Consider the following 24,014-nt stretch of genomic DNA (forward strand, 5'->3'; position numbering starts at 1 on the left):
GCATAAGATTGAGCTTGGCTGCATATGATCAAGCAACGGTTGTCCACGGAAAGGAGGGAATCACGGATGAAAACATGGAAGCTTGCGCTCGCCCTGCTCGTCAGCTCGTTTTGTGTTGGACTTTTTCTCGTTTTTCAAATTAAGCCTGAACCATTTCGCGATGCGCTGATCTTTTTTCCACTTGATCCGACGGCCTCGTTTTCTGAAGCCAGCTCAAATATCGAATTTCAAAAGATTGAGGATGAGGATGAATACATACTAAACTGGTCAGTGAGCTCGATTTTAAATCAACAGGCCTACTTGCGCCAGGATGTTTCGTTGTTATTTGAAGACGGTTATTTAAAAGATATTCTTTCGGCCTGGCGCGAAAATACCGATACGTTACAGCTTGAAAAAGATGTTCGCTCTGATGACAGTGGTCATTACCAGGTCATAACCTTTCATCATGCCGAGATTCATTATCCAAATGACGTCATTAAAAGCGCACAAACATTAAGTGTTGATGAGCTTTACGTCATTGATTCACCACTTCGGCCGCTGCATTCGTTTACGATCCCGGCGACTGATGAGGACGCTGAAAGCAAACGGATTCTTGACTATATTTTGTCGCAGCAGCAGCTATATGAATGGGAATCCCTGCTTAAGCATTACCAGCTGTCAAAAGAAAACTACAGCCTGATCGCGCTGACAGATCTCGCCAAATACGAGCACCAGCCTCTGCCCCATTTGACAGAAGGAGAGACCAGCCGTTTTCTCGGCGGTCTCTGGGAAGGACTTTATAAACATTATGTACTGGGCATCACCCGTCAGGACGGAGCGCCTCTTTCCCCGGTCGGCAGTACGGTTCCGCTCATCCTGATTCCGCACAGCGGTGATCATTTCTTTATCTTATTTCGCACAGCGGACGGCGAGCCCGTTCAGCTTTTACAGACGATTATGTCAGAGGATCGGTAATTTGCTCGTACAAATCCTCGTACATCGGCTCGTTCGGCTCTAATTGAATCGCGCGTTCTAACGATGCCCTCGCTTCCTCTGTCTCGCCCAGCTCCAAGTAGATGAGCGCCAGATTGTAGTGAGCCTGATGAAAATCGGAGCGCTGTTGAATCACCTCAAGCAGAAGCTGCCGCGCCTCCTCGTAATTGCCGAACATCGCTTCTGCATAGGCTAGCAGGAATGGAGCCTCCGGCATGTCGGCTCCATTTTCGACCGCCTGCTGCAAGAAAGGATAGGCTTTCTCAACCTCCTCCTGCTGCAAATATTCCTGCCCGATTTGCAACGATAGCAGGGCAGACGGAGCCTTTTGCTCATTGATCATTCCATACGCGAGCAATCCGCCGATACTCACGACTGTCAGCACAAATGCCCCCAGCTGTCTGGCCGATTTCGCATGCTTTGGCAAATGGACGATGGCAGAAGCTAAAAAGCCGCCAATCAGCCCGCCGACATGAGCGCCATTATCGATCATCGGCACCGTCAGACCAAAAATTAAATTCAGTCCGAGGACGAACAGCAAACTTTTCCCCATTGTCCGGAAAAATAGTTTTTTGTGAATGGTACCAAAATAGAGAAGCGCGCCAAAGCAGCCAAAAATCGCTCCAGACGCCCCGGCCGCCACCTGTTCATTAAACGCAAAGCTGGCGGCCGAGCCAAACACTCCGGCGATAAAGTAGATCACGAGAAAGCGCCCCGTCCCATACATCCGCTCTACTGCCCCGCCTAAGTAGAACAAGGCTAGTGAATTCATAAAAAGATGCAGGAAGCCAATATGGAGAAACATCGCCGAGACGAGGCGCCACCATTCTCCTTGCATAATCGCCGGATTATATTTCGCTCCGAATTCAATTAATGTCAAGACGGATGTACTGCCCCCGTTCTGTTCCAGCGTCCAGTACATGACAGCGATCAAAGCGAGCAGCACGTAGATCATCCGCGGCTTCGCGAATAAAAATAGCTGCCGCTCCTCGCGCTCACGCTTTTGTGCCCTTTCGGCAACCTCCCGTTGCAGCCGCCTTGTCGTCAATTCGATTTCCTCAACCGAATTCATATCCGTCGCTTGCGGCAGCATCTGCCCGCGGACGGACACCTCGCCACCGGAAGCCGCCTCCCTTGTGACAAGTGAGGTATAAACGGTTGTTTTCTTTTGTTTATTCGCTGCCAGAGGCTTTTGCAGCTCCTCCCAGGAGTCAACCGGAGGATAAACGCTAATATAGAGATTCTCGCCGATCAGCTCATGTAGCCGGAGCTGACGACGCAGTTGTTCAAACCGGCTTACAGAGTCGACGATATCGCGTTTTAACCAGTTCGCCCAATCGACATCCGCTCTGACAATTCGCAAAATCCGCCGCGGCTTAGACTCCTCATCCTCGAGCCATGCTTCATTTCCCTCCTGTTGCAGCAGACGGTAGCCTTGATTGATCATTAAATAGTGGATCACTTTCCAGTAATATGCATCGTGCTGTTCCGCCTCCACGATACTCCTCCCTCCGGCCGGCGTTTCTCATTCAATAAAAAAACGCGTAGCGTCCTTTCTTAGAAGCGGCGTGCGGAGCCGTTACCATCGTTTAAAGATGGCTGAAAACGGGGTTCTTTCAGACATCCGCGTAACGTCGAAGCCAACGCTCCGCCCCTAATCATCCCGAAATTTTTATACTTTCTTATCTTTTAAAAAGAAGCCTGAACCAGTAAAAACAAGCTTGTTTTTGGCCTGGTCAGACTCCTCTCATTACTGTGGCTATTGGTGCTGTGGTTGACGGTTTGACAGCACAGATCCCAACACTTTATCACGGACAGTCGGAATCTGCATCGCCATACTGATCGCAACCTTTCTCAGCCAACGCTTTCCTAAAAAAGCGTTTATGACTCGATAGCGGTACTTATACAACAAATAGCAAGAAAAAACGAACGATACCATCGTAACGAAACGCTGTAACATCGTATCCCTCCTTTTTCTTACTATACGTCAGTGAGAAGAATTTATCCGAAAGAATCTGATCTTGCCAATACTTGCAAGTATTGATCGATCTCCATATACTTCTGCTTGCTTCCATAGGCCTCCGTGACGCCATAGGGCGGATCCGTCAGCCGGTTCACATGGACATCCAAATCGTGAACGAGTTGATATAAATACGTTAGCGCAGTTTTTTCCTGAAAGACGTATGTGATGCGGCTGAGAACGACAATTTTCTCCATATCATTCATCAGCTCAAATGGCACCTGCTTTCTATAAAAAAGCTCATTGACCGACCTTTGAAACAAGCGCCATTCGCTTGTTTCCAATAATTCGAGCCAATGATCGCTGTCCGTCTGCTGCACAATCGTTTCCAGGTAGGTGCGCTGCTCCCCGATGCGCGCTTTCATTTTCTCTCTTAATTCACTTAACGATTCCTCTGCAAATATCTCTTCAAAATCCGGAAGCTCTCTTTCAACAGCCTGCTCAGACAGACCGTCATTGACAACGGGATCTTCCTGCACGGCTACAGCTTCTTTTGTCTCCCTCTCCATCTCTGCTGCCATCATTCCTTGCTCGGGTGTTCGAATTTCTCGAAATCCAATCAGCGCTACTAATATGACTATGAAAGCCAAGCCAATGTATAATCGCTTCTTTCCCCTAAACAAAGATCCATGCCCTCCCCTTCAATGAACATTAATCTCCGATATATTTGCTGTACAACGTCCTTGCTCTCGTCAAGTCTTCCGTTCCCTGCACGAGCGCTCTGCCATCAGGAAACAAAACGATCCGTTCTCCTTCCTCAAGCTCAATTCGTAAGAGAAACGGCGTCGCTTTCACGTTGGCGCTGCCGGTCAGTCTGTTTTTCCAAAGCGCCAGATCAAACGGCTTTTGCCGGTTAATCTGCACCGTTTCCCGGCCGCACAGCGTCGTCACTTCCGTCTCATCAGCTGTTAACGCCGGAAAAAGGCGCTGTTGACAAGTTGGACAATCGGCTTTCGCTTTTGCCATTTTCAAATCGAATTGATGATTGCCCCACAGATCAAAGCTGCGCAATGTGCCGCGCAACGCCTCAGTTTGTCCGACTAAATATTTGATGACTTCGACAACCTGATAGGAGGCGACAATATCGACAACTGGACTGATCACGCCAACCGTATCGCATGTTTCCCCACTGCCGCTCCCCTCGTTAATTAAGCAACGGAGACATGGCGTTTTTCCCGGAATAAACAGCGCGGACATCCCCCGTGCACTGACCGCGCCGCCATAGGCAAACGGAATTCCTTTTTGAAAACACATATCATTTAATAAAAAACGGGTGCGAAAATTATCGGTTCCATCAAGAACGATATCAACATCTTCCATGAGGGCCGGCAAAGTGGAAGCCGTCACATCGGCGACTGTCGCTTCGACCTGGACAGCAGAATTAATCGCCCGCAGCTTTCGTTCGGCGGCGATCGCCTTCGGCAGGCTCTCTTTGACATCGCTTTCATCAAAAAGCATCTGCCTTTGCAAATTGCTCATTTCGACATAATCACGATCAACAATTTTTACCCGTCCGACACCAGCCCGCACTAAGTGGTTGGCCAGCACGGTTCCAAGCGCCCCGACCCCGACAATAAGCACGACCTTTTTTGCCAGCCTCTTCTGCCCTTCCTCCCCGATTGGAGCGAAGCGCATTTGTCTTGAATAGCGTTCTAAAGAATGTTTCTCCATCTTGAGCCACCTTCAAACCTTTTTTAATCCTCCCCTTTTATTTCCGGCTCAAAGAAGCAGCAAGCCGGAAATAAAACCTAGAAGAGCCCCTGTAAAGGTACAGATTATATTAACACTATCATTATTAAGCCATTTCACGCCATACTTATGCTCTGTCGGCCTGTCACAATGGGTCGTCCGCTCTGTTTCTCTGCCGCATACCGGACAATGGTAAATGACCTGACAGCTCGCTCCCGTTAACGTATCAAAAAAGTTGCCGACAAAGCCGGAAACAATCAGGGCAAAAAGAAGCAGATGGCTGTTATAGTAGCTGCCCCACCATAAGAAAATCGCCAGCACAACAATGAGGAAGCTTCCGGCAAAGGCTGCCGCCAATCCGAGCAAGGTCACCGCTCCAGAAGTTCCGGGCGCGACACGATTCCATTTTACGACGTGGAACGGGTGCTGCTTACTGAGCGAGCCGATCTCCGTCGCCCATGTATCGGCTGTCGCAGCCGCAATGCTCGCCACAAAGCTGCAAATCAGCAGTTCACTTGGCACGAAAAAGTAGATCGCGGCCAGCAGCGCCGGAATCCCGCCGTTGGCGATCACCTGCATTGCGTCACGGCAGTTGCCTTTTTCCACAATTTGCTCTTCCTCACGCCCCTGCTTTTGCTTGAATTTCCCTAGTAATGTCGAGCTGAAGAAGAACAACGACAAAAGCAGAAGCCCCGGCAGACCGAAGCCGAGCGCGATGAAGCCGCCGACAAAGACAGCTGCGACCCCGCCTGAGACCGTCAGCGCCTTTGCCTTAACCGCATAGAAAGCAATCAGCAATACCCCTAGTAACAGCACGGCGATCATCGGATGAACCCGTCCACTGTAATCACATGGTCAACCGGCTGATCATGGGCTTCTGTCGGCAGCCCGGGGTAGAGCTGACACGAAAAAGCGAGGGCAACAGATTTCTTTTCAACCCTTGCCAGCAGCCTGTCATAAAAGCCGCCGCCAAATCCGAGGCGCGATCCGCTCCCGTCAAATGCCAGACCAGGAACGATAATCAAGTCAAGCTGATCCTCGGCAACCGGCGTGCACACTTCAGGCAACGGCTCCATCAAGTCACTGTATCTTTTTTCAAGTTGTGTAAAACTGCTAAGCTCGTAAAATTGCATTGATTTCTCTTTGAGATCCGTCCGTGGCACGGCTACTCTCTTCTTTTCCTTCCATGCCTGATCAATAATCTGATATGTATCGACCTCTCTATGGCGCGAAATCGTGATGGCAACTGTATGTGAAGCCTGCCAAAACGCGGAGCTGACAAGCTGTTTGGCAATTTGCTGAGAATCGTCAATATAGTCCTGATCGGACATCGCTTCCAGCGCTTCTTTCGTCTTTGCTCGAATAAGGCTCTTCTGATTCACAACACTCTCTCCCTTCCCTGAACGTCCCGGATGTGTCATGGCAATCTGTCAAAGAAAAAAGAAGCAGTGGAAAAAATCCATCTGCTTACTTTGTTTCGCGGTGAAGCGTGTGACGCTTCAATCTTGGGCTGTATTTCTTTAATTCAATACGCTCAGGATTTGTGCGCTTGTTTTTTGTTGTAATATAGTTACGGTCGCCTGTCTCAGTGCAAGCAAGAGTGACTTGTACGCGCATTTGTTATCCCTCCAAACTGTGCTTTCTTCATACTTGATTATGATAGCAAATCTTCTCTCAGTGATCAAGTGTTTTTTCTTTACAGTATGAATTAGCAACAATTTGCTGCTGATACGATGCCCAGACACCCTCTTCCGACTCCGCTTCCAGGTTCCAAAGCTGACCGCATGCTTCCTCATAGCCTGTCATGACAAGCGGCATCAGAATCATGCATTCGCCACTCGTCTTCGAAAGCGGAGAAATCGCCAGTTTCCCGCTTTCCCCTTCCCAAATATCATCCTTTATGCCGACGGAAACCTGCGGCGCCGCCTGTTGAAAAAAGCGAGCCCCAACTAAATGAACAGCCTCCCTGCTATATTGTAGAACCACTTGCTGGGACGGAGACACGAAGCTGAGCTCGGGTGCCGCTCCGGCCTGATCCGGCAGATGAATCAAAAAACGCAGCTCCCTTATTTCATGTGATTGATTTTTCAAGGAAATCGTCGAGAAAGCAGCGGACTCTTCGGAGTAAAGCAAGGTAATCTGCAATTCCCAACGCGGATGATACGCCATTATATGAAGGGACTTCAGCGCTTCACACGGTAACATAAACACCTCCCATCCCTCTTCATGAAGCCAGATGCACTCTCCCTCCCTCCAAATAGCAAAGCGATACGGCAAGCCCAATAATAAGCCTTTTGTCTGCTCGCTCTGAAGTCTTTTGGATGCATGCTCGGTTAACGTGCGCTGCTCCCCTTTTTCTTTACTGCCAGGCTGTTGATTGGTGATTGAATACACTGGCATTACGCCTCCTTCATGATTGTCTTATTTTATGATTCAGCTACATAACGAATTTCCCGGCTGTCAGCGGAAAATCGAGCTCCTCCTGAAGCGTCCGCGTCAAATCAGTCAGAGAATAACCGGATGTGCTCAAATAATACAGCGTCGAAAGAATCGCGAACGGGGCATCGTAGGCCATAACCTGGACCGTGGCTTCCGCTTCCATCATCGCCCGCGTCGACGGCTTCGTCCGCACAATCGTCCCGCCAAAGCGGGCGGCAAGCTCCTCCAGCTGGGCACCGCCGAATAAAGGGGCGGCGAGCCTCGGCTTTTGCTTTAACGCCAGCTGCACCTGCGCCGTCTGCAGAAGTTGCTCTTCATCTGACAAAAGAAGGCCCTCTTCGGTCATCCAGCTGACAAATTCTCCGCTTTCTCCTATTAAGATGCCAAGGTCGGCCTGCCGACTGCGGACAAAGCTTTCCATCTGTTCAATATCCTGAAGCTCCCGAACTTCCATCCATTCACATTGTAAATAATCAAAGAGGAAGGAAAGCAGTGGAAACTGCCCCTGTGTTTCGTCGTAAAGCGCAATCTTCCATTTCCGCTGACGAATCAGCGCAACATCAATCCGGGCAAGAAGCTCAGAAAGATAGGACGATTCCAGATCGTTCCTCATCCGGTGCGCACCGGTCTGCGATCGCTGGACAAAGCGCCGGCAGCGAGTTGAAAGAAACTGTTGCAGCCGCTGCTGCCACTCTCTATTAATCGGCAGCCCGTCCTGATCAAAAAGCTCGACGATCAGCTTTTTCTCGCCATTTCGCTCTGACTGGCGAAAGTATAAGCCGCCTGCCGTGTCATTCGCCTCCAGGCTGTAGCGGAAAACCGGCAGCAAGGTTGACTCGATTTCCACAACATTCACACCTGTTGCCCGCAGACTTTGAAGCGCGATTTTCTTCATGGTGACCGAGCGGGGCTGATGATCACTGGACAGATAAACCATCTCCTGAGGCCGAAGTAAGCTGCCAAACGCCGCGGCGAGCGCGGCGGTCTGCTCCTCCGCCTTCGCCAGGGCTGTCGAAAGCCGAGCACGATGGCCCTTTAAGGCAGGACCGTGATCAATTGGTTGTCCAAATGTTTTGGCTGCCGCAGGCGGCTGTCCTGGTTGAGGAACCGTCTCTTCCACCACCGCCCCGCTGCCAATCACAAGCTGCTCCTGAATAGTCATCCGCTCTTTGACAATGACTCCATCTGCCAGTACCGCTCCTTTTAGCACGCTTCCCTCCTTAAGCACCGTCTGCGGCCAGGCAACCGTGCTTTCGACTGACGCCTTACCGGCCACGGTAGAGCCGGCGCCGATAACCGCGCAAGGTCCAAGCGAAGCGCCACGCTGTACAACCGCCCCGGCGCCGATCACAACAGGGGCTTTCAAGCTGACACCGGCTTCAATCACGACATCCTCCCCAAGCCAGATACCCGGGGCGACCTCTCCCCCGCTTATCTCAGCTTTCACATCCCGGTTCAGCAGATCAAGCTGGGCCTGATAATAACGGGGCAGTGTGCCAATATCCGTCCAGTAGCCATTTGCCGGATAGCCGTTGAGCTGCCCACCGAGACGAAGCAGCTGCGGAAAGAGGTCATGTCCAAAATCAGAGACTGCTTCTTTTTCAAGATAAGCAAAGATCTCCGGCTCCATTACATATATTCCGCTGTTCACCGTTCGACTATAGGCATCCTCTTCTTGCGGTTTTTCGAGAAAGTTCGTAACACGCCCCGCACAATTCGTCTGCACGACGGCGTAGTCAAGCGGAGACTCAACCTCCTTTACAAAAATCGTCGCGAGTCCGCCCATCTTTTTATGGGCAGCAATGCCTTTCTGCAAATCAAAATCGGTCAGCACATCGGCACTCATGACAAGAAAAGGTTCATCTAAAAATGCTTCTGCCTGTTTCACACTTCCAGCCGTGCCAAGCGGGCTGCTTTCTTTAAAATAGGTCAGACTGACACCGAGATCGCTCCCATCACCGAAATAAGCTTCAATTTTTTCCGCCATGTAATGAACCGTCACCGCGATCTCGGTTATGCCGTGCTTTTTCAGCAGTTCAATGCTGTATTGCATTGCCGGCTTTTCCGCCAGCGGAACCATCGCTTTTGGCTGCTGCGCCGTTAAAGGGTAAAGCCTTGTCCCTTTTCCTCCTGCCATAATCACTGCCTTCATTCAATCAAGCCTCCCTTTCGATCATCAGTCGCTCATTCTTTCTCACACAACGCTCATATTCCTCTTCCGTCTGTCTGGCGATCGCCGGCCAGCTGTATCTCGTTTCCACATCCTGTCTGCCCTGCATGGCCAGCCTCTTTCTTTTATCCGGATGACTGTAGAGGTCAAGTACTTTTGTCAACAGACCTTTGGCGTCTCCTGGGCAAAACGTCAGCCCGTTCTTTTGATCGGTAACAATTGTCGCAAGCCCTCCTGTCTCCGCGACAATCGTTGCCACGCCGGCCGCCATCGCCTCAAGAGCGACGATGCCAAAAGGCTCATACAAGCTTGGAAATACGGCCGCATCACAGCGCTGGAACCAGTCATTTCGTTCGTCATCGCTAATAAAGCCGAGAAAGCAGATATACTCCTCCAGGTTATTCGCCAGCACCTGCTGTTCATACTCATGCAGCAGCGGGCCTTTCCCGGCGATCACAAACCGGATGGCAAGCTGCCGTTCCTTTACGAGCGCTGCCGTTTCAACCAAGGTCAGAAATCCTTTCTCTTTCACCATCCGCCCGATGGAGAAAAGCGTAAACGGCTGCCCGTCGCCAGTGGAGGCTTGGACGCTTTCCGTGCAGATCAGCGCCGGGTCGACTCCATTTGGAATCACGCTCAACTTGTCTGCCGGCAGCTCGAAAATCATCTGAAGCTCCTGCTTCATATACTCGCTGCAGACGATTACGCGATCGGCCCTGCCTGTCAGCTCCCGTTCCTGCTCGTTAATCCGCTGCTGCAATTCAGTGTGAATGCCGTTGTTCCGTCCATGCTCGGTCGCATGAATTGTCACCAGCAGTGGTAGAGAGAGGCGGTCTTTTAACGCTGTTGCACTTATGCCGACAAGCCAATCATGGGCATGGATGAGCGTAAAGCAATGGCTGCGGGCGAGCTTTCGCGCGTACTCATACATCGCGATATTTAAACTGCCGACCCAGTCATAGAAGCTATCGGCCTTTGGCTGAGCCCCCTTCACCCGGTGGACATGGACACCCTGATTGATCTCATAGGCAGGATAGCCGGGAAGATCAGCGGTAATCACATGAACATCATTGCCCGCCTGATGCAGCACTCTCGAAAGATCAAATACATGCCTGGCAAGACCGCCGACAATCAGTGGCGGGAATTCCCAGCTGAGCATCATGATCGTCTGCTTCCGGTGCGGCTGTTGCTCCCCGTACTGCTTCTCAATGTAGGCATCATGGGGTGAATAGAACAAATCAGCATTCACATCAGCAAGAAATGGAAAATCCTCCTCGATCTCCGTCAGCCATGACTCCTCCAAATTTTGCTGCTGAAGCCGGCTCTTAATGTCATCGAAGCGCCGCAAATGGGTCAGGAAGCGCTCTTCGGCGTATTGAGAAGCCGTTTCACCGTCAAGGATAAAGGCCCAATCACTGCTTACCGCCAGCATCCATTCGCGCACCAGCTGTTTGCGCGCCCGTTCTGTAAGGGCGTCCTGCTTTCGATAAATCGCGCTGAGCGAGGCAAGATCGCGTTCCATTCGGTGATGAGTGCGATACAGCATTTCATTTTTTTCATTTAACCAGACCGAGCCATAGCCTTCTCTCCCCCAGGTTGAAAAAGCAACATGAACGGTTTCCAAATCGCGATAATGGCGATGGACATACGTTTCGGCGGTCAGTAATCTATAGCCGTTCTGTTCTGTCCGCAGCACCGCGCCGAGCCATTCCGGACCTTCAAACCACCAGTGACCAAATAACTCGGCATCAAACGGCGTTACCATCATATAAGGAGGATAGGACTGGCCGCCGTGCCGGGCGACCTCAGCCTGAATCTCCCCGACAAAATCGGCTGCATGGCGGCGGACCTTCCCTTCCGCCCATTCGCGGACATAGGTCGCCTTCTCTTCCTCCATTCCAGTAACCCGCCTGTGCTTAATGCCTGTATCGACGCGTATCCCCGCCGGATGAATGTAGGGCAGAATATAGCTTTCGTCCCGCTCATAAGCAATATCGCGGTAAAATTCGCGGTAATCAACATCCCCGGGATAGCCAAGCGTTGAGCTCCATACTTTGCCCGACAGTCGCGTATGACGGGGAAAAAGTACAAGTCCGTGCGGCGAATAGACCGGTGCCCCGCTGCCTTTATCCGGCTTCGGATCAGCATAGAGCAGGGCATGCTCATCAACGAATGTATAGCGCACACCTTCCTCGACAAGGATCCGGTCAATCCCCGGTGCAAAAGCGCATTCCGGCAGCCAGAAACCGGTAGGGCGATGGCCGAAGTGGCGCTCAAAGCAGGTGAGCGCCTCAACAATTTGCGAGCGGATGGCAGCTTTTGTTTTGACATATGGCAGGAAGGCATGCGTTGCCGCGCTCGTGATACAGCGGATGATCCCCTGATCCTGTAAGGCACGAAAAGCATGGAGAAGGTTTTTATCCCAGCGGAGATAAAAACTCGTAATCTTCTGAAATCGTTCCTGATAGAAAGCCGTCAGATCCCGTTCTTCCTTCGTGGCAGATTTCCGCTGCGCTTCCATTGCCAGAAGCTGCTCTGTTCGCTTTATGTACTGCTCATAGCGCGCTTGCAGCAACGGATCGGCGAGCATTTCCATTACCGGCGGAGAAATCGAAATGGTCAGCGCCTCTGGAACCTGTGCCGCTTCAAGCTCCCAAAGCAGGGGAATGTACGATTCGGTCATCGCTTCATATAGCCAGCGCTCTTCCAGACGATCAGGCTCCCGGTGGCGCACATAAGGCAAGTGGGCGTGTAAAACGAGTGCGTAATACCCTTCTTTCACAAACTCCCTCCTATCGGATAACCTCGTAATAAGAATACGTGCAAAAATGTTCAAGCCAGCCCGGTGACTCGTCGCTGCCCTTCTTCCACCGCTCGACAGCTTCCGAAGATTGCCCGGCAGCAACCGGCTGACAGCGTGGTGTATTTATCGCATTGGAACGAAGCAAGGTGAAGAATGTCCCCTCTCTCGTCCGAATGGCAAAATCGACAACATAGGAACGGTTTTCTTTCATACCGCGAAAAAACCAGTTATCCGTCATTTCCGGCAGCGCAACAGTTTGTTCAGAGTGGGCGTTATGTCCATCAAAAAGTAAGTCGGTACAATCATATACGCGCAAATGCTTCTGTTGCTTTGACCACGGTTGACCGGTATGCTGTTCGCTCATGTTTCGCAGCGCTTCACTTATTTCCCAATAGGCATAGATCACATGCGGTCCTTCAGCAAGAAGCGTAATTTCGTCTCTCTCCTCATCAATACGAAAAGGGGAAGACGCTGGGTCAGGATGCTGGTCCAGCCCGTTTTGGCAGCACGAGTGGACGTGTTCGGCTGTCGTATTCAGTTCCATCGCGATTCTACGAAATGAATATCCGTGCCGTCGCAGCTTGACGATCTCTGACATCATCTTCACATTCCCTCCCTGCTGTTGCTTTGGTTTTATCATACATTCAGCCAACATTTGGAACAAGCAGACGTTTTTGTCTCTTTTTGTCAAAGATGCATCACTGCTCCTGTTATCCAGTGAAAAAAATCGTTCGTCTTTTTTCGCTAAGCTTTCTTGTCGGTAACATGCTGTCGAACGATGAAGATCTAAATCGCAGAAGCTTCATTGCTGAAAAGTCTAGTAAAGAAGTCTGGTGTGGATGTATAATGAATGGCATGAGTTTTGTCGAAAGAGAGGTTGTTGTTATGGAGACCGCGATTATCATTTTATTATCACTGGCGATTCTTTTATTCTTACTGTCGTTTTTTCGAAAAGACAGCACCAAGAAGCTTGAACAGGAGCTTGAGACGTTATCGCTTACCCATCTGCAGGACATGTACCAGATCAAAAAACGGCTTGGCGTGCTTGAAGACGAATTGCTGATCAGCCAGCAGCGCTCCCCGTTCCAACAGAAGTCGCGCTCTCATCAGCTGATGCAGGAAGTCGTCGCTCTTTATGAACAAGAAATGTCGAGTGAAGAAATCGCCACAGCGACCGGACTGACATCTGATGAAGTCGAACGGCTCCTTATCCCTTATTTGCAGGCGGAGAAGGAAGGTGGACAGCGATGAGCCACAAAGGGCTTCAAAGCTTTGCGGGCGGGCTATTTTTAGCTACGGCAATCCTCGGTGGGACCTACTACTATACACATAGTATGAATGAGGAAGCGGAGCCGGAGAGGATCGAGCTGTCGGCAGAAGACATGATGAGCCGGCTAACAGCGGCAGGCTATACTGTACTGACAGAGGCTGAACTTGAAGCCGTACGTGACGAAGCCTCCTCCGGCCAGCAGGAGGGAGAGCAGGAAAAACAGCAAATTATCTATCAAATGGTGCTCACGATTTCATCCGGAATGACGAGCTATCAAGTAGCCGATCAGCTCGTAACCGGGCAAATTATCGACGAAGTTGAACCTTTTCTTGACTATCTCCGAGCAAATGGTTTGACACAATCGATTCGGACCGGGCAATTTCTCATCACAAGTGAGATGACAGTGGAAGAAATCATCGCCGTGATTACATAATGCGGCCGGTCGCTTCTCCGCTGATTTCAACCGCATAAAAAGGCCTGTCTCGCAAGGATCGTTTTCCTGGAGACAGGCCTTTTGCTTGAAGCGGATTGAGTTAAGCAGGAAGAAAGACATCCCTCTGCGCTCACCTTTAAAACCAATCCGCACTATGCTTAGTTTTCTTCCGTATCCGGATCTTCGAGTACAGGGCTGTCAACCATTTCCGGCCCATTCCGCTCTTCCTTCATATCAAAATAAGCATCGAGCATCCGCTGGGCAATATTTTGTGCCATACCTTGTCTTCCCCCACGTGTCTCAAGCTTGACGTTAGGAACGACAACGGCAAACGCCACCTCCGGATTGTCATATGGGGCATAGCCAACGAACGTCTGATTATTTCCCTCGACCTCGCCCACCTTGACCTGAGCCGTCCCTGTCTTAGCAGCAAGCTGATACGGCCGGTCTACAAAGCGTGAACGCGCCGTGCCGCGCGTTCCGGTCACGACATCGCGCAAGCCCTGCTGGACACGCTGAATATGGGCATCGCTCATATCAATCCGGTTCAGGACAGTTGGCTCAAATTTTTGCACGACCGCCCCCTGTTCATCCTTATCGGAGACAGGCTCGCGAATTTCTCGGACGAGTCTCGGCTTCATCCGGTAGCCGTCATTGGCAATCGTCGAAATATATTGAGCAAGCTGCAACGGCGTATACGTGTCAAACTGACCGATCATCAAGTCAAGCAGGTTCCCCCCCGCCTGATAGCCTCCGTCCACTCCGAGCGCGGTCGAAGGCAGATCAATGCCTGTCTCTGTTCCTAGCCCGAACTGGCTGAAATTAAAGCGGGCCTCATCATACGCGGCGTTGATCGAATTTCTGTTCCAGTTACAATTATTCGGGTAATGACAGCCGGCCATCAGCATCGCGATTTCAAACATATAAACGTTTGAGGACACCTCCAGCGCTTTTCTGTCATCAACCCAGCCGAAGCCGCCCGGGACGTATGATCTCTTAATCGGCGTTCCTGGAAGATCGATCGGTCGATCATAGAACGAATTTCCCGGCCATGTAACACCGGTTTGAAAACCGGTTAAAACCGAGGCCGCCTTAACCGCTGAACCCATCGGAAAAGCCTTATTGACATTGCCGATATGGTCGGAATAATTACTGCTGTCCTGTCCGGCAGGATCATTAAAACCGGCCATTGCCAGAATATCCCCCGTGCGCGGATCCATCATGACGGCATAGGCTGAACGGTCACGAATAAAGGAGTTACCAGCAAGGCGCATTTCTTCTTCAATGCTTTCCTCGACTTTTTGCTGGAGTTCCATATCAAGCGCGAGCACAAGGTCATTTCCGCGCTGGCCAAGCTTCTCATTCACCGAGCGCTCAACAGTCTGGCTGCCATGTGAGGTCGTGATGCTTTCCATTACCGCCTTTTGTCCACGGAGCACATCCTCATATTGCGCTTCTAAAAAGCTCGTGCCGACATAATCGGAGCGCTCATATCCGCGTGATAAATAATAGTCCAAACGCTCGCGCGGAATCGGACCGGTCGAGCCGAAAAGGCTGCGGAACGAATCACCGTAGACATAGGACCGCCGTGAGTCACGTAAAATGTCGACCCCGGGAAGACGGTCAAGGTTTTCACTGAGGCGGTGCGCCTCTTCATCGGTGATACCACGCTTAATCCGCTGCGGAGAATTGGCATATCCACGCGCCATTTCACGATAAATCGCCAAAATTCGCAAATCCTGCTCAGAAAGGCTGTTAATCGCCGACTCCGGCACGCGCTCCACCTCGGCCCGGTATTCCTCGGAAGGATCGTCGAACTGACTACGCTCTTCCTTTGACATAATGTCATAGCGTTCTTCCTCCGTCATTGTCAGAAGAATATAGTCCTGCTTATCACGTTCGGTAATGCTGTCCGTCTCAACATCAATTAACTTTTCAAGCTCCGTGGCAATTTCAAGCATGTGGGCGCTGCTTGTCGCCCTAGACGGATTCGTATAGGTAACGGATAATTCAAGCTCATTATCGACGACGACATTTCCATAACGGTCATACATCAATCCTCTCGGCGCGTCAATTCGCGCCGTCGTGTTGCTTGTCCGTTCAAGCTCCTTCACAAATTCTTCCCCCTGGACAATTTGCACCATCCCGAGCCTTAAAATCAAGGCTGAAAAAAGAATGAAAACTGCGAAAAACAACACATTCAGCCGCGCCGGCAAATGATGCTTCTTCCTTGGTCGTACTTTGCTCACAGCCTCTCCCCCTCTCTTTTCATCTACGTTTTTACATGTAAAACACATTAGAATAGGCACCTACAAGAGGTGCCTAGAAACATTCGCATTCATAACCCGCGTATGCCGTTGCTTCAATTGTTTCATGAACCTACTCTCGTAGGTGGGTGTTCGCAGACTCCCGTTCAACGTCCAGTACAATGCTGGCATGTTGGCAGAGATTCAATATAGAACTCCCTGAAAAAATGCAAGGTTCGAAACAAGGTGAAGCTGACTAACACGGCAGGCAAAGCTTCGCTTATTTGTAAACTTATTATATCATATCAGCGATCTTTGTCAAAGCCGGACCTTTTTCCCTATACGGATGTCTCACCTGTGTCTCCCTCACCTTTTTCCTGTCTGGCAAAGCTGTAGCTTTCCCCTCCCTTTTCTTCCTGGAAGCGAATTCCCTTCACGAAAAAGTAAATCAGAAAGTGACCGCCGCCGAGCAGCATCAGAAGAATTGGAATCGCTTTATCTTCGGGAAAGAAGGTAATCGTGAAGATAAAGGTCAGCACCGAGAGCACTCGGCCACAATTTAGAAACAATTCGCGGACGACGATATATTCAATTCGCATCTCGGCCGCCCGCCAGCTTTTCCCGATCACATCATAGGTCAGGGAGACATATGGCACGAGCAGCATCGGATAAGCGATTGAGATGACAATTCCGTACATGATTAATTTGGCAAACGAAAGATCGAAAACAATCAAGAAAATCGCGGCATACAAAATCGTTCCGCCAATCAGAATCGAGGTTTTACGAAAATGGGATTTGACCAATCGTGTCACTGTATAATAGCCGACAAACTGGACAGCGGAAGCGACAAGTCCATATGTTCCGATCGCCAGCTCACTGCCTGTTGCTATGTATACCCAAACAACGATCACAAAAACAAACGTCCCTTCACGCAGCCCCTGAAAAAAATGGGCATGTAGAATTCGCCGCCAATTAATATTGCTTTTTCGTTCCTTGAGAATCCGGCGAAAGTAGAACCTCCCCTCGGCTGATCGCCGTTGCAGCATAAAACTCAGCAGCACAGCGACGACAAAAAGCGAGAGTGAAATTGAAAACATGACCGTGTAGCCGGCAAACTTCTCCATCCTTGTGATCACCAGTCCGGATACGATTGGGCCGATCATGCCGGCAAATGAAGTCAACAATCCGAGAAAACCGTTAAAGAAGTCTCTTGTATCCGGTTCTGTGATTTCGAAGGTCAGCACATTAAACGCCAGCCAGTAGCATCCAAAGCCGATGCCCAATATGGCACCGAGCACAAGCAGAAAGCGGTTCGCGTTATCCCCCAAAAACAGCACCGTGCAATAAAAGCTGGATAAAGAAATAACCCCAAGCCTTAACACGATCACGCGATCAATCCGTTTCGCCCATCTCCCGGCGAGAATAAAAGTAATTGGCTGCAAAATAACCGCAGCCAAATTGTAAAGAGCCAAATCAATAAATTGACCTGATTGCTTCCAAAGGTAAACATTTACAAATGTATTTGATAAGGCGACACTCAATGCATAGAGTCCGCCGATTAATAATAAGATTGTCAAATCTCTTGTTAATTCCACATCTCCAATGACTTTTGAAATAAGCGATTTTTTCACCGACTCCACCACCCTCATCAGTAGTGTGTCTCTTGAAAATATCGTTATTCAAATTAATTCGGATCATACTTGCAGAAAGGAACAGCTCCGCTTGCTGTCCGAAGACAACAAAAAAAGAGCGGCGAAGGATACTGACTCCTCTTGCCACTCTTTTCCTCAGTTCTTATTTTGCTGCATCGTAACGCTTTGCTACTTCATCCCAATTAACTACATTCCAAAATGCGCTAATATAATCAGGGCGACGATTTTGGTAATTTAAGTAATATGCATGCTCCCATACATCAAGACCAAGAATTGGCGTCTTGCCTTCCATTAAAGGAGTATCCTGATTTGGAGTGCTTGTGATTGCCAGCTTGCCGCCATCAACGATAAGCCAAGCCCAGCCTGAACCGAAACGGTTAGCTGCCGCATTTGCAAACTCTTCCTGGAACTTGTCGAAGCTGCCAAATGCTTCGTTAATCTTGTCCGCTAATTCTCCCGTTGGCGTTCCGCCGCCATTTGGGCTAAGAATTTGCCAGAACAATGTGTGGTTAGCATGTCCACCACCATTGTTGCGAACCGCGCCACGAATGTTCTCAGGAACAGCGTCTAAATTAGAAACAAGATCTTCAATGCTCTTACTTGCAAGCTCATCATGGCCTTCAAGAGCTGCATTCAGCTTTGTCACATACGTGTTGTGATGTTTACCATGGTGAATATTCATTGTTTGCTCGTCAATATGAGGTTCTAGTGCGTTCGCTGCGTAAGGTAATTGCGGTAATTCGTATGCCATCTTCAATCTCCTCCTAATTTGAATTGCAGACGACTTTACCAACAGAAATGTTTAGTAAGTCCGCCAATACCTACATTACCAAAATTTACTCAAGGTTGCAATAAAGAAGCTTGCTCTTTTTCAAGTTGGCTCCAAAATTTAATGTACCCCACCGTCCCGCTATTCAAACCTCATCTTCAGCATATTGGCTCCTTTTTTTCCATACATATGTACAAACTATCAAAGGAGGGAGAACATGAACTGGTGGGAAGCGTTGCTTATCGGCTTTATCCAGGGGATTTCTGAATTTTTGCCTATTTCCAGTACCGCTCACCTGCTGCTTGCCAAGCAGATTTTTGCTTTTGATACGCCGGCAGACAGTGAGCTCGTGCTTGAAGTTTTTTTACATGCTGCCTCCCTGCTGGCGGTTATTCTTTATTTTGCGCGTGAGCTGCTGCGGATTGTAAAGGATTTTACGCTCTATCTCCTATATAAGCATGAGAAGCATTACAACCATTACCGCTTTGGCTGTTTGTTACTATTGACGACCTTTGTCACGATGGTGGCGGGAAAAGGGCTCGAATCTATTCTGGGTGAGCAGCTGACGACAGTCGCCCTGATCGGTGCTTCTTTAATCATTACCGGGATTTTTCTCGTGTTGATTGAGCACGGAGTCGACCGAGGAAAGCGAAAGGAGCTGACCTGGCGCGATGGCGTGCTGATCGGCCTTGGGCAGGCCCTCGCTGTCATTCCCGGCATATCCCGTTCAGGCAGTACATTAATTGCCGCTCTTTGGTGTGGACTCAGCAAGGAAGTCGCCCTCCGCTATTCCTTTCTGCTCTCGATTCCGATTATTCTCGGGATCAGCATCCTGAAGCTGCCGGAACTGACTCAGGGATCGTACAGTAATCAATGGCCGTCCCTGCTGATCGCTTTCCTCTCGTCATTCTTTTTTGCTTTACTCAGCATTAAATGGCTGATTGCGATGGTGCAAAACAGTAAATTGACATACTTCGCCTGCTATTGCATTGGTCTCGGCCTGTTTTCATGGATTTTTCTTGCCTAGGAAATCATTGATCTTACTTGGAGAGTATGCTATCGTAAACCAAAAGCAATTGAATCGAAAACACCACTAGGGGCGCTTTTTAGCTGAGAGAGGTTCCACCTCAACCCTTATTGCACCTGACCTAGATAATGCTAGCGGAGGAAAGTGGCTGTTCTGACAAATGATTATCGATCGCAATCTGTCATGGCGCCACCTTTCTGTCGAATGGTGGCGTTTTTAGTTGTGCATGATTTCGGAGGCAAAGAAAATGACCAAGGATCCACAGGAACTATTACGTTTAAACCAGCTGACCTTTCACTATTCCGCTCATTCCGCTCCCGTCATCAAAGACTTGACTTTATCGATTTACAGCGGGGAAATCCTCACCATTATGGCCCCGAGTGGAACAGGGAAAAGCACGCTTTTCAAATTAATTACTGGACTGGCCGCGCCAAACGCCGGCTCGATTGAACTGCTTCAGCAGGAAAGCTCAGCCCGGCGCGAAATTGGCTACATGCCGCAGCAGGATCTTTTATTTGAATGGCGCACCATTTTGGATAATGTAACTCTCCCGCTCGAATTACAAGGAATCGGGCGCAAAGAGCGATATGAGCGGGCCAAAGAACGGATGAAGACGTTCGGCCTCGCCGGGACAGAGCATTCTTACCCTCACCAGCTCTCGGGCGGTATGAGGCAGCGCGCCAATTTCCTGCGGGCGACGCTTTCCGGTGAGCGACTGCTTTTACTTGATGAGCCATTCAGCTCGCTCGATGCGATGACCCGTCTGTCGATGCAGACCTGGCTGCTCAGGCAATGGGAAGAAGCGACCGAGCGGCCGACGCTGCTCTTTATTAGCCATGACATCGATGAAGCGCTGTATTTATCGGACCGGATCGCCGTCTTTTCGGACTCGCCTTTATCGGACTATACCCTTTTTACCGTTCCTTTTTCCCGGCCGCGTTCACATGAGCAGCTTCTTGAAGCCGAGGGCGCTTCCTTAAAAAGAGAGATTCTTCGTCATCTGACAAAAGAGGTGACGACATCGTGAAGTGGATTTCAAATTGGTTCTATTCGTGGCTGCTGCTTTTAACGTTGTTGATTGTCTGGCAAATAAGCGCTCTCGCTGTTGGTCAGCCGTTTCTTTTTCCGGCGCCGACTCAGGTGCTGTCAAAAATGATTGAATTAAATGACACTCTGCTCTTTACCCATTTGCCAGCCACTCTCGCAATCATTATAACCGGCCTGTCGATTTCCCTCGTACTCGGCGTCGGGCTTGCGGTGGCGATGTACAAGCTGCCGCTCGTCGAACGGGCTTTTTATCCCGTTTTAATCGCTTCTCAAACGATTCCGATTATCGCCCTTGCCCCGTTGTTCGTCCTCTGGTTCGGCTACGGGCTGACGAGCAAGGTTGTCGTCACTGTGTTGATTACCTTCTTCCCGATTACCGTCAGCACGTTCGATGGCTTTCGCACGACGAAGAAAGACTATCTTGAGTTGATGAAAACGATGGGAGCGAGCAAGTGGCAGCTATTTTGCAAGGTCGAGGTGCCGTCCGCTCTCCCTTCGTTTCTCTCGGGAATGAAGGTCGCTGTTACCCTCAGCGTCATCGGTGCGGCGATCGGTGAATGGCTCGGCGCCCAGGCCGGCTTAGGCTATTTCAGCCGGAGAATGATGACGCAATTTGACGGCGCCGGGGTCTTTGCCCCGATCGTCTGGCTGTCGCTGATCGGCATCGCGCTCTTTCTCCTGATCCGTCTGCTTGAAGCGTCATTGCTGAAATGGCGGCGGACAAAATAAGTTAGCCGAAAGTATTCGGCTAACTTCAAACGGCTTTGCGCTAGGACGCTCAAAGCCGTTTTTGCATTTTCGTATGGTTTTTCGGAGGAGTCCCTGCCGGGTTGCTATTCCTCCAGTGCGATGTCGCCAGTTTTTTTCAGATTCATGGCAGCAAAAACAAGCATCGACTGCGGAAGGCGTGCCCCCATCCCGGTAACGAGGGCGAAGAGCCGAACCTTGATGATGAAACAAAATAAGCCTGTCGACTTTGTCTCCACCTCATTTTTGCCTTTCAATCGAATTGACCTTCGGCGGCTCGGGCAAATAACAGTTTATCTGCTAAGACATCGAAATAATACAAGTCCCGGTCAAATTGATGATTTAACTCGGCAACGCCAATCCCCAATGCTGCCGCATATGCCTCTTGCTCTTCGAAATAGTGCGGATCAACCATCTCTTCAATATAAGCCGTGACCTCTTCTTCCGTAACGGTTATGTCATATTCATCCTGTGCTTCCGTTACCAGTTTTTCAATCTCCCGCTTCCGTTCGTTTGTTGATTGGATTATGTCGGCCATTGGGCGGTTCGTACCGAATAAATGGTTATTAAGCAGGGACCGGAATAGCATTCTTTCTTTGTGAATGGGCTTGTATTCATATAATGCCTCAATCTTTTGGGATGGATAAAGCTGAGCAAAATCATCTAAAGCGAGTGTGACCGCTGTTGCTATATCCATTTGGTAGCTGTCAATCTGATGCCTGCCATCCTCGGTGATCTCAAGCTTATCCGCACTGTGTTCCCAAGGCTTGTTTGCTATAATGACCACAGCAATGAGAGCAATAAAAACAGCCGCGGCTATATAGATCCTTCGTTTCATTACGCTTCTCCTTCGTTTGATTTTAAGAATGGTCGACCTCGTACGACTCCTCTTTTAATTCAATCCAGATCTCAAATTCACTATCGTCAAGCTCAAATACATACCGGACATCATGTTGCTGTGGATATGTTTCATTTCCACGCTTATACCCGGCCAGCAGTAAATTTCCACCCGTTGCGGCGTTTAATCGCTCAGCTGACGGCTCTTGCAGGCCAACAGCTTCGACGACAGCCCATTTCTTTCCTTTCTGCTGAAGATACGCGATGAAGAAAGGATAGCTTTCTGGTTCCAGTCCCTCTCCGAATTGGCCACGAACGACATACAAGGCGTGTGCTTCCTCCTTCAGAACCGGCTCATAAATACGAGAGATCGAGGCTTCCGGCAAATTTTCTATCGCCTCCTCCGGTGTTTCTCCCTCGCCATCACCGTACATACACCCTATTAGCAGAAACAGACTACATGCGATCACAACACCGATGGACCCTTTTTTCATATGTTTTGCCCCCTCAGTCATCCTTGTCGATCCCTTTATTTTCCTCCTATACTGTAACACAAAAAAACACTACCAGACTTGGTAGTGTAAATTTCGTGATATGGCGGAGGAAGAGGGATTCGAACCCCCGCGCGGTTTAACCCGCCTGTCGGTTTTCAAGACCGATCCCTTCAGCCGGACTTGGGTATTCCTCCATCAAATGTTATTGGTGGACCCTGTAGGACTCGAACCTACGACCGATCGGTTATGAGCCGACTGCTCTGACCAACTGAGCTAAGGGTCCTTACATGGGGCGGCTGATGGGAATCGAACCCACGAATGTCGGAACCACAATCCGATGCGTTAACCACTTCGCCACAACCGCCACAAGATTGCCACGAATATGTAAAAAAAGATAGCGGCGGAGGGAATCGAACCCCCGACCTCACGGGTATGAACCGTACGCTCTAGCCAGCTGAGCTACACCGCCATGTTGGCTCCACAGGTAGGACTCGAACCTACGACCGATCGGTTAACAGCCGATTGCTCTACCACTGAGCTACTGTGGAATATTCTTTGATGTTATTCATTCGTACGCTTGTGGTACCTGTCTCTTCCTCTTACCAGCTTCGCTCCGATGACGGCTGCGTCGAGACAACTCGTTGCTTTTCATCGATGCTTAGGCTCGTCACTGCGCTACTGTGGAATATTCTTTGATGTTATTCATTCGTACGCTTGTGGTACCTGTCTCTTCCTCTTACCAGCTTCACTCCGATGACGGCTGCGTCGAGACAACTCGTTGCTTTTCATCGATGCTTAGGCTCGTCACTGCGCTACTGTGGAATATTCTTTGATGTTATTCATTCGTACGCTTGTAGTACCTGTCTCTTCCTCTTACCAGCTTCACTCCGATGACGGCTGCGTCGAGACAACTCGTTGCTTTTCATCGATGCTTAGGCTCGTCACTGCGCTACTGTGGAATATTCTTTGATGTTGTTTCTTTGTACGCTTGTGGTACCTGTCTCTTCCTCTGATGTTGACATTCAATGATTAAAGACAAGAATGATAATAACATTTCTTTACCTTAGTGTCAATATACATTTTCCAGCAGCCTCAAAGCAAGCACCGCTTTCCCAACGTATCATATTTATTGCTATTAGACAAGCCATTTTCTGTTAAAAACAGAAGCTGCAACAGTGAGGCTCCTTCTCCCTTCGTCCGGGCATAAAACATGTAAACGCCCATACCGAAACGGATTCGGTATGGGCGTTCAGATTGTCGAGAAACCCCACTTCTGAAAAGTGGGGTTTCTATTTTGCCTTTGCTTTTTTCTCTAGGATTTAAGAAATTACTCATAAAAGAAGATTGCCAGCCATCTCACCCTCTGGTGAGGTGGTTGGCAATCTTCTTTATGTTCTGT

General features: G+C 49.7%; 22 protein-coding genes, 5 tRNA genes, 1 other RNA gene and 1 riboswitch. Of the genes, 6 read left to right on the forward strand and 22 right to left on the reverse strand.

The genetic code is table 11. The features are described 5' to 3' along the window. Window positions 1–66 precede the first annotated feature (66 nt). Entirely contained in the window at window positions 67–954 is an 888-nt protein-coding gene (locus M3212_RS12740) for a hypothetical protein (RefSeq protein WP_251194366.1), read from the forward strand. Here the strand turns inward: M3212_RS12740 and M3212_RS12745 are convergent. From M3212_RS12745 to M3212_RS12795, 11 genes are all read right to left on the reverse strand, one after another. Further along, window positions 935–2,470 carry a rhomboid family intramembrane serine protease gene (locus tag M3212_RS12745; protein WP_251194367.1) on the reverse strand — a complete coding sequence of 512 codons (1,536 nt, stop codon included), beginning with the start codon at window positions 2,468–2,470 and terminating at the stop codon, window positions 935–937. The genes M3212_RS12740 and M3212_RS12745 overlap by 20 nt on opposite strands. 261 nt (window positions 2,471–2,731) lie before the next feature. Next, on the reverse strand, window positions 2,732–2,932 hold the full coding sequence (locus tag M3212_RS12750) for a sodium:proton antiporter (RefSeq protein WP_251194368.1): 201 nt from the start codon (window positions 2,930–2,932) through the stop codon (window positions 2,732–2,734). A 41-nt stretch (window positions 2,933–2,973) separates the two neighbouring features. After that, window positions 2,974–3,615: a hypothetical protein gene (locus M3212_RS12755; RefSeq protein ID WP_251194369.1), complete on the reverse strand. Its 642-nt coding sequence runs from the start codon at window positions 3,613–3,615 to the stop codon at window positions 2,974–2,976. 28 nt (window positions 3,616–3,643) lie between these two features. Next, on the reverse strand, window positions 3,644–4,663 hold the full coding sequence (locus M3212_RS12760; protein ID WP_251194370.1) for a ThiF family adenylyltransferase: 1,020 nt from the start codon (window positions 4,661–4,663) through the stop codon (window positions 3,644–3,646). 48 nt (window positions 4,664–4,711) lie between these two features. Continuing rightward, the gene (locus M3212_RS12765) at window positions 4,712–5,506 is read right to left on the reverse strand and encodes a DUF92 domain-containing protein (RefSeq protein ID WP_251194371.1); all 795 of its coding nucleotides are present in this window, start codon (window positions 5,504–5,506) and stop codon (window positions 4,712–4,714) included. Next, complete coding sequence (locus tag M3212_RS12770; protein ID WP_251194372.1) at window positions 5,503–6,063, reverse strand: 5-formyltetrahydrofolate cyclo-ligase; 561 nt, start codon at window positions 6,061–6,063, stop codon at window positions 5,503–5,505. Before M3212_RS12770 ends, M3212_RS12765 begins: the two co-directional genes overlap by 4 nt. A gap of 85 nt (window positions 6,064–6,148) precedes the next feature. Continuing rightward, complete coding sequence (gene rpmG, locus M3212_RS12775) at window positions 6,149–6,298, reverse strand: 50S ribosomal protein L33 (RefSeq protein WP_003323811.1); 150 nt, start codon at window positions 6,296–6,298, stop codon at window positions 6,149–6,151. Window positions 6,299–6,355: 57 nt separating this feature from the next. After that, a complete protein-coding gene (locus M3212_RS12780; RefSeq protein WP_251194373.1) occupies window positions 6,356–7,081 on the reverse strand; it encodes a hypothetical protein in 726 nt (241 codons plus the stop codon). Between the two features lie 37 nt (window positions 7,082–7,118). Then, on the reverse strand, window positions 7,119–9,272 hold the full coding sequence (locus tag M3212_RS12785) for a sugar phosphate nucleotidyltransferase (RefSeq protein ID WP_251194374.1): 2,154 nt from the start codon (window positions 9,270–9,272) through the stop codon (window positions 7,119–7,121). A gap of 4 nt (window positions 9,273–9,276) precedes the next feature. Beyond that, window positions 9,277–12,072, reverse strand: coding sequence for a 1,4-alpha-glucan branching protein domain-containing protein (locus M3212_RS12790; RefSeq protein WP_251194375.1), 2,796 nt, complete (start codon window positions 12,070–12,072; stop codon window positions 9,277–9,279). A gap of 10 nt (window positions 12,073–12,082) precedes the next feature. Continuing rightward, complete coding sequence (locus M3212_RS12795; RefSeq protein WP_251194376.1) at window positions 12,083–12,694, reverse strand: DUF4912 domain-containing protein; 612 nt, start codon at window positions 12,692–12,694, stop codon at window positions 12,083–12,085. Window positions 12,695–12,939: 245 nt separating this feature from the next. Here M3212_RS12795 and M3212_RS12800 point away from each other — a divergent pair, with 245 nt between their 5' ends. Together M3212_RS12800 and M3212_RS12805 are read left to right on the forward strand one after the other, a co-directional pair. Beyond that, the gene (locus tag M3212_RS12800; RefSeq protein ID WP_251194377.1) at window positions 12,940–13,344 is read left to right on the forward strand and encodes a hypothetical protein; all 405 of its coding nucleotides are present in this window, start codon (window positions 12,940–12,942) and stop codon (window positions 13,342–13,344) included. After that, the gene (locus tag M3212_RS12805) at window positions 13,341–13,796 is read left to right on the forward strand and encodes a hypothetical protein (protein WP_251194378.1); all 456 of its coding nucleotides are present in this window, start codon (window positions 13,341–13,343) and stop codon (window positions 13,794–13,796) included. Before M3212_RS12800 ends, M3212_RS12805 begins: the two co-directional genes overlap by 4 nt. A gap of 158 nt (window positions 13,797–13,954) precedes the next feature. Here M3212_RS12805 and M3212_RS12810 read toward each other — a convergent pair whose 3' ends face one another. From M3212_RS12810 to M3212_RS12825, 4 genes are all read right to left on the reverse strand, one after another. Further along, a complete protein-coding gene (locus M3212_RS12810) occupies window positions 13,955–16,045 on the reverse strand; it encodes a peptidoglycan D,D-transpeptidase FtsI family protein (protein WP_251194379.1) in 2,091 nt (696 codons plus the stop codon). Between the two features lie 89 nt (window positions 16,046–16,134). Then, window positions 16,135–16,316, reverse strand: a non-coding RNA gene (gene ssrS, locus M3212_RS12815) — 6S RNA. 64 nt (window positions 16,317–16,380) lie between these two features. After that, window positions 16,381–17,673, reverse strand: coding sequence for an MFS transporter (locus tag M3212_RS12820; protein ID WP_251194380.1), 1,293 nt, complete (start codon window positions 17,671–17,673; stop codon window positions 16,381–16,383). A 163-nt stretch (window positions 17,674–17,836) separates the two neighbouring features. Next, window positions 17,837–18,445, reverse strand: a complete 609-nt coding sequence (locus M3212_RS12825; protein WP_251194381.1) for a superoxide dismutase — start codon at window positions 18,443–18,445, stop codon at window positions 17,837–17,839. 235 nt (window positions 18,446–18,680) lie between these two features. Here M3212_RS12825 and M3212_RS12830 point away from each other — a divergent pair, with 235 nt between their 5' ends. The 3 genes from M3212_RS12830 to M3212_RS12840 all read left to right on the forward strand — a co-directional run bounded on the left by M3212_RS12830 (window position 18,681) and on the right by M3212_RS12840 (window position 21,266). Then, a complete protein-coding gene (locus M3212_RS12830) occupies window positions 18,681–19,490 on the forward strand; it encodes an undecaprenyl-diphosphate phosphatase (protein WP_251194382.1) in 810 nt (269 codons plus the stop codon). Between the two features lie 58 nt (window positions 19,491–19,548). Continuing rightward, window positions 19,549–19,650: riboswitch (TPP riboswitch) on the forward strand. An 87-nt stretch (window positions 19,651–19,737) separates the two neighbouring features. Beyond that, a complete protein-coding gene (locus M3212_RS12835; protein ID WP_251194383.1) occupies window positions 19,738–20,517 on the forward strand; it encodes an ABC transporter ATP-binding protein in 780 nt (259 codons plus the stop codon). 5 nt (window positions 20,518–20,522) lie between these two features. After that, window positions 20,523–21,266, forward strand: coding sequence for an ABC transporter permease (locus tag M3212_RS12840; protein ID WP_434084049.1), 744 nt, complete (start codon window positions 20,523–20,525; stop codon window positions 21,264–21,266). Window positions 21,267–21,537: 271 nt separating this feature from the next. On the opposite strand, the gene M3212_RS12845 is transcribed toward M3212_RS12840, so the two are convergent. From M3212_RS12845 to M3212_RS12875, 7 genes are all read right to left on the reverse strand, one after another. Next, a complete protein-coding gene (locus M3212_RS12845; RefSeq protein ID WP_251194384.1) occupies window positions 21,538–22,122 on the reverse strand; it encodes a hypothetical protein in 585 nt (194 codons plus the stop codon). A 22-nt stretch (window positions 22,123–22,144) separates the two neighbouring features. Further along, the gene (locus tag M3212_RS12850; RefSeq protein WP_251194385.1) at window positions 22,145–22,615 is read right to left on the reverse strand and encodes a hypothetical protein; all 471 of its coding nucleotides are present in this window, start codon (window positions 22,613–22,615) and stop codon (window positions 22,145–22,147) included. A 101-nt stretch (window positions 22,616–22,716) separates the two neighbouring features. Continuing rightward, a tRNA-Ser gene (locus M3212_RS12855) sits at window positions 22,717–22,809 on the reverse strand. A 12-nt stretch (window positions 22,810–22,821) separates the two neighbouring features. Then, window positions 22,822–22,898: transfer RNA gene (locus M3212_RS12860), tRNA-Ile, on the reverse strand. A gap of 5 nt (window positions 22,899–22,903) precedes the next feature. Further along, window positions 22,904–22,979: transfer RNA gene (locus M3212_RS12865), tRNA-His, on the reverse strand. 31 nt (window positions 22,980–23,010) lie between these two features. Then, window positions 23,011–23,084 (reverse strand) — tRNA-Met (locus tag M3212_RS12870). A 4-nt stretch (window positions 23,085–23,088) separates the two neighbouring features. Continuing rightward, window positions 23,089–23,163, reverse strand: a tRNA-Asn gene (locus tag M3212_RS12875). Window positions 23,164–24,014 lie beyond the last annotated feature (851 nt).

The organism is Halalkalibacter oceani, from assembly GCF_023715705.1.
Classification (GTDB): Bacteria; Bacillota; Bacilli; order Bacillales; family Bacillaceae_D; genus Halalkalibacter; species Halalkalibacter oceani_A.